This is a genomic window from Desulfosarcina cetonica JCM 12296 (assembly GCF_001311845.1).
Taxonomy (GTDB): Bacteria; Desulfobacterota; Desulfobacteria; order Desulfobacterales; family Desulfosarcinaceae; genus Desulfosarcina; species Desulfosarcina cetonica.
Genome location: NZ_BBCC01000278.1, coordinates 1 through 6,141, shown reverse-complemented (window position 1 = coordinate 6,141; position 6,141 = coordinate 1). Strand labels below are relative to the sequence as shown.

Annotated in this window: 7 protein-coding genes; 6 read left to right on the top strand and 1 reads right to left on the bottom strand. The window is 59.9% G+C overall.

Going from position 1 to position 6,141, the window contains the following annotated elements:
- The 4 genes from JCM12296_RS31820 to JCM12296_RS42870 all read left to right on the top strand — a co-directional run.
- The coding region (locus tag JCM12296_RS31820) for a nitroreductase family protein (protein ID WP_054701554.1) at positions 1 to 841 on the top strand (841 nt) is incomplete at its 5' end.
- A gap of 69 nt (positions 842 to 910) precedes the next feature.
- Positions 911 to 1,795 carry a calcium/sodium antiporter gene (locus tag JCM12296_RS31815; RefSeq protein ID WP_054701551.1) on the top strand — a complete coding sequence of 295 codons (885 nt, stop codon included), beginning with the start codon at positions 911 to 913 and terminating at the stop codon, positions 1,793 to 1,795.
- Between the two features lie 144 nt (positions 1,796 to 1,939).
- A complete protein-coding gene (locus JCM12296_RS42875) occupies positions 1,940 to 2,959 on the top strand; it encodes a response regulator (RefSeq protein ID WP_083456720.1) in 1,020 nt (339 codons plus the stop codon).
- Between the two features lie 8 nt (positions 2,960 to 2,967).
- The gene (locus tag JCM12296_RS42870; protein ID WP_218188387.1) at positions 2,968 to 3,114 is read left to right on the top strand and encodes a hypothetical protein; all 147 of its coding nucleotides are present in this window, start codon (positions 2,968 to 2,970) and stop codon (positions 3,112 to 3,114) included.
- A gap of 158 nt (positions 3,115 to 3,272) precedes the next feature.
- Here the strand turns inward: JCM12296_RS42870 and JCM12296_RS31805 are convergent, their stop codons facing one another.
- A complete protein-coding gene (locus tag JCM12296_RS31805) occupies positions 3,273 to 4,163 on the bottom strand; it encodes a diacylglycerol/lipid kinase family protein (RefSeq protein ID WP_054701545.1) in 891 nt (296 codons plus the stop codon).
- A 150-nt stretch (positions 4,164 to 4,313) separates the two neighbouring features.
- On the opposite strand from JCM12296_RS31805, the gene JCM12296_RS31800 reads away from it, so the two are divergent.
- Together JCM12296_RS31800 and JCM12296_RS31795 are read left to right on the top strand one after the other, a co-directional pair.
- Positions 4,314 to 5,135, top strand: a complete 822-nt coding sequence (locus JCM12296_RS31800) for a hypothetical protein (protein WP_054701540.1) — start codon at positions 4,314 to 4,316, stop codon at positions 5,133 to 5,135.
- Positions 5,129 to 6,141, top strand: a 1,013-nt coding sequence (locus JCM12296_RS31795; protein WP_054701537.1) for a hypothetical protein, incomplete at its 3' end; no start/stop codon positions are given. The genes JCM12296_RS31800 and JCM12296_RS31795, both read left to right, overlap by 7 nt.

Below are 6,141 nucleotides of genomic sequence, written 5' to 3'. Positions count from 1 at the left end.
CTGCCCCAAAGACATCCTGGTCCTGGTCGATGGCCAGGCTGTCGTCCGGGAGGGCGAGTCCATGGGCTGCGATCATTGTGGCGCAGCCTGTCCTGCCGATGCCGTCGAGGTCCCGGCCGTAACGTCCGACCTGTTTGCCTTCAAGACGTTCCGGGCCGATCGCCGCTGGCTTCCCCACGGCCGGTTCGACCTACCGGCCCTGGTCAGCCTGATGGGATCGCGGCGCTCCTGCCGCAACTTTTTGTCCCGGCCGGTGGAACGCGCTATCTTGACGGATTTGGTTCAGGTGGGGGTGACGGCGCCATCGGGAACCAACTGTCAGCCATGGACCTTCACCCTGCTGCCCCATCGGGATGACCTGGAGCGGTTGGGACGGCGCGTGGGCGATTTCTTCCGCAGGACCAACCGGATGGCCGAAAAAGCCTGGCTGCGCCGTGGGCTCCGGCTGCTGGGCAGACCCGAACTGGACACGTACTACCGGCAGTACCATGCCACGGTCAAACGGGGGCTCGAGGCCTATGCCGCCGGCGGCCGTGACCTGCTTTTTCATGGTGCGCCGGCGGGCATCGTGGTGGCGGCGAAGAGTGATGCTTCCTGCCCGGCCGAGGATGCCCTTTTGGCGACGGGTAACATCCTTTTGGCCGCCCATGCCATGGGCTTGGGCAGTTGTCTGATCGGTTATGCCATCGAAGCCATGCGGCGCGATCGGCGCATTGTCCGCAGCCTGGGGATCCCGGACCATGAAACCCCCTACGCGGTGATCTCCCTGGGATGGCCGGATGAAACCTATCAGCGCGTGGCCTGGCGAAAACCGGTGACGATCCGTTACGCGGACCGCTAAACGACAGGCATTTGCGATTCCCGTCCGCGCACACGAAAGCCTGGCCGGAATCCAAGAAAGGCAACCATTTTGATCCTTACGAATTTGATCTTTTTCTCAATCGGCTTATGCTTGCTTTACTACGGCGCCGGTTGGCTGGTCCAGGGCGCGGCCTCGCTGGCGCGCAGCCTGGGGCTGACGCCCATGGTGATCGGCCTTACGGTGGTGGCCTTCGGCACGTCGGCTCCCGAATTGGTGGTCAGCATGGTTTCCGCCTTCAAGGCCAAAAGCATGATTGCCCTGGGGAATGTGGTCGGCAGCAATATCTGCAACATTGCCCTGGTGCTGGGGCTCACCGCGGTGTTCCAACCGGTGACCACCAGCCGGACCGTCATTCGGCGGGATATCCCGTTGATGCTGGCCATTTCCGTTTTTCTGTTTCTGCTTTCGCTCAATTCGGTGATCAGCAGGGCCGAGGGGGTCATGCTTTTTGCCGGTGTTGTCGCCTATACCGGGTTCAATTACAAGGTCGCCACCCGGGTCGATCGGACCGTCGATCATCCGAAGCCCCCGGCGACAGAAACCTCACCGCCAGATGGATTGCAAAAACAGCGCTGGCGGCAGGGCCTGATGGTGGCGGGAGGGATCACCACCGTTGTGGTGGGGGCGGAGCTGCTCGTGGACGCGGCGGTACGGATGATGACCGCCCTGGGCGTCAATGAAAAATTCGTGGGCCTGACCGTGGTAGCATTCGGTACATCGGTCCCGGAGCTGGCCACATCGGTGATGGCGGCGGTGAGAAAGGAGATGGATATCTCCCTGGGGAATCTTGTGGGCAGCAATGTTTTCAACCTGCTCAGCGTCGTGGGGGCCTCTGCCATGATTCGGCCGATCACGATTCCCGGCGGTTTCGTGAAAAGCGGCTTGATCGTGGATTATCTGGTGATGATGATCATCAGCTGTTGCCCTGGCTGATGATGAGACAAGACTTGACAATTTCTCGCAGAAAAGGTCTGATCCTTGTGGGATGTTATGTCCTCTATGTGATCTTCCTGATTTTTAAATCCTGATTCTGACGATTTTGTCGAAGCGCCGTGCTTCTCGTCGTATCCATGTGCAATGCTTCAAGCTGGAGAAACAATCGCCAAGGAGCGGGCAAAGTGTTGTGAATGGGTGGCCTTTGAACCGACGAGGCCAAAATGTCAGACCTTCAGGAGGCGATGCATGAATTCGATGCCAACCATAGAGACCACCGAACCGTTGGTGTTGGTGGTCGACGACGATGACGATATCCGCGATATTCTCTACTACGGCATCACCCATGCCGGCTGCCGGTGCCTGACGGCCGATAGCGGCGAATCCGCCCTTAAACAGCTTCAGTCAGAACCCATCGAGGTGGTTATTTCCGATATTCAGATGGTGGGCATGAACGGGCTCGAACTCTGCCGCCAGATCAAGTCCCGCTATGAAGCCGACGTGATCATCATTACCGGGCTGGTCAACAACTTCGCCTATGAAGAGATCATTGCCGACGGGGCCAGCGACTTCATTGAAAAACCCATCCGGCTGGCAGAGATCGTCGCCCGGCTCAAGCGGGTGCTGCACGAACGCAAGATCCGCGGGCAGCTCAAGGCCACGGCCAGTGAACTGAGCGATAATGTGGGCCGTTTCCGCAATGCCATGGAGGGATTTGTCCAGGCCATCTCACTGGCGGTTGAAATTCGCGACCCTTATACGGCCGGCCACCAGAACCGCGTCGCCGACCTGTCCAGCGCCATCGGACAACGCATGGGCCTGAGTGACGATCGCATTTATGGCCTTAGAATGGCCGCCGTGATTCACGACCTGGGCAAGATTACCGTTCCTGGAGAAATCCTCTGCAAACCCGGCCGTCTCAGCGCTCCCGAATACGCCATGATTCGCACCCATGTTCAGTCGGGCTACGACATCCTCAAGAAATCGATTTTCCCTGGGCGTTGGCCGAGATTGTCCTGCAGCACCACGAACGCATGGATGGCTCCGGTTACCCCAACGGCCTGTCGGGCGAGCAAATCCTGCTGGAAGCCAGGATCCTGGCCGTGGCGGATGTGTTCGAAACCATCGGTTCCCACCGCCCCTATCGTCCCTCCCTGGGCATGAAAAAGGCCATGAGTGAGCTGACCGACAACAGCGGCCGGCTCTATGATCCGCAGGTGGTCGACGCCTGCCTGGCGCTGGTGAACGAGACCGGGTACACCCTCAAGGGAAAGTCGGTCGAACCGGTTGCGGTGACGACCCAGATGCAATCTTTATAAATATCAATATTGATGGACGCGTAAAAAATCGCATTTCCGACGGATGCGTAAAAAGCCCGAGATCAAGGCTTGCGGATCCTGAGGAAGGAGGCGTACTTAGCGTACGCCGCAGTGACGAAGGATCCGCGTAACGCCGATATCGGGCTTTTACGCATCCGTCAATATTGAAGCTGTAATGCTCCCGGTAGTACCCCAAAATCAAACCAATCGCTGGTCCACGCCAGTTCCCCATCGATCTGCAGGGTCAGCGGCGCCGCCAGCCGCAGGCGCAATTGACTTCCCGCGTGATGGGAACCCGCCCGGTTGCCGATGGTGAAGCCCGTGGCCAGCCCCGTCAGCAATCCAATCCATCCCGTATTGATGACCTGAATGTGAAGCGCGCCGTCATCCCAGCGCGCCCGGGGAACCGCTTTCAATCCCATGCCGAAGTAGGGCTGTTTGACCACCATGAGGCTGAGCAGCCGGTCGACGCGCCAATGCCGGCCGTCGAGATCGAGCGTCCCTTCCGTGGGCCGGTAATCCTTTAAGTAGGCGGCGATGCCGGCCCGCAAATGGGCCTTGAGGCCCCGCAGGCCAGCGGCGTGATACTGCTCGTAGCGCCGGATGGCCGCACCGTCGATGCCCACGGACGTCATGAAGGCCTTTTTTCGGCGGTTTGCATCCATTCCACAGTCGATCAGATCCATGCGGTGACAGCATCCCTTGCGGATGGCAGCCGCGATGGCGAACAGGTCACCGCGGTAGTTCAAGGCATAGGTCAGGGCGTTGCCGGTGCCAAAGGGCAGAAAGGCGAGGGTCACCGCATCCAGGTCGACGGCATTCAGCACCAGGGAAAAGGTGCCGTCACCACCGGCCACCACGAGAATGTCACAATGCTGGGCCGTTTCCCGGGCGCATCGGGCCAATTCGGTCGGGCTGCGGGTATCCAGGCCGTGAAGCGTCGCGCCGAGCGCCTCGGCAACCGTCTTCAACCGGGCGTGGCGCTGATCCATGGAAAGCTTCCCGGATGCGGGATTGGCGATAATCGCGTAACGTGGGGCCGGTTTCATCCGTCTTCTCCCATGACTTTCATTACTTCCCTACAAAACCACCGCTTTCGCGTTGATCGGGCAAATGGAAATTGTTAGTTTCGTGTTAGGGTTCGATGAGAAAATTATTAGCGATGCTCCAATAGCAACTTTTTATGGTCAAGCGAAACAATGATTCCCCTTCGACACAACACCAAACGTAAGCGCTGCCTTCTCCTCGTCGTGATCGGGATTTGGCTGCTTTGTCTGCCCGGCGCCTTCCGACCGGTCCTTCCGGCCGCCGGTTCGCCTCATCGGGTTCATATCGCCTTCGGTTTCCACGTCAACCTTTACCACTCTTTTCGGGGTGATACCAACGATGAAAATGGGTTCGGCCAGGATATCCGCGTCATTCGGCATACGATCCGCGAACTGGATCGTTTCAACCGTAGCGGCATTCCCGTGCGGGCCGTCTGGGATTTCGACAGCCTCTTTTCCCTGCAGGAGATCCTTCCGGTATATGCCCCGGACATCATTCGCGACATCCAACGCCGCGTGGCGCAAAACGGCGACGATGTCATTTTGATGTCATACAACAACGGCCTCATGTCCGCCATGACCGACGAGGAATTCATGGCTTCCATGGAACGGGCCATCAGTAATGACAAGGGCAGCGGCGTGCGCGACCTCTTCGGCCGGGCGGCACCGGTGGTGCGCCCCCAGGAGATGATGACCACGCCGGGCAATTTCGCGCGCTACAAGGCGCTGGGGATCGATTGCATCTCGCTCTATTACAGCGCCACCCCCTTTGATGCCTTTCGCCTCTTCTCCCGTGTCCTGCGTCCCGTGGAAGCCTATAATCCGGTGACGTACCAAAATCCGCGCAGCGGTGAGAAGATCCTTATCCTGCCCACCTACCATGCCGGTGACCTGGTCGAGAATGTCAGCCTGCATAACTGGGCCGAGCGCTGCACCGGCTGCAGGACGAGGGCACCATCGATCGCGACGTGCTGATCTTCATCAATTTCGATGCCGACGCCGAGTTTTGGGCCGGCGCGAACCTGCCCGCCTACCTGAAATGGCTGCCCAATACCGGCGGGATTGAGCAGCTGATCCGTTCGGTGGATGACCTTGATTTTGTCACCTTCAGCAATGTCAGCGACTACCTGGCCGACCACCCATCGGCCGGCACGGTTCAGTTCAGCCAGGATACGGCCGATGGCAGTTTCAACGGATACAACTCGTGGGCCGAAAAAGCCTGCGCCTCGGATTATTGGACCCGTATCGAACGCAATCGCCGGGCCCACCGAGCCATTCGTCAGGCCTTTGCCATCGGCGTGAAAAAACCGTTTTCCCATATCGTCAACGACCTGTTGCGCGGTTCTTTCGAAACCCGTTTGCGCGCCCTTTCCACCACCAATTTCGGTTTGGCCACGCCGTTTCTCAGCCGTCCGCGCGAAAAGGCCGTGGCGGCCCTGCTGGATGAACTCGACCGTTACAGCGCGGCCATCGAGGCCCACACGGCCGCGCGGGTCCGCGAACTGATCGACAGCGCCGCGAAAGCCGCGCCAAAGGCCCCGACCGCCGATGGCAAACGGCTCCTGGATACCCTGGTCTTCATGGAACCGCCGAGCGGGGGCGACCGTCATCTCACCCTGACGTTGCCGGCCGGAGATTCTGCCCGGGACCCCTATTGCCTGTATACCACCGATGGCCGGATCATTCCGGCCGCCGTGGAGAAGATCGATTCTGGGGCCGGCGGTTCAACCCTGACCGTCACCCTGCGCGTATCCGGCCGGCAGCAGATGCCCGACGGGGTTTACTTCCTGATGGGCGGCGGGGCTTCCTCCGCGGACCATGCGGTCCGGCCGGCGGTGTCCGCCGATCCGCGCCGGTTGCAGAACGGATTTATTCGCGTGGACCTGGATGAAACCGGGCATGTCACCGGTGTCACCGCCAATGGCAAGCCCCAATTGGATGCCCGGCAGCCTGCTGCCGGCGATCACCTATCGCGGCCGGC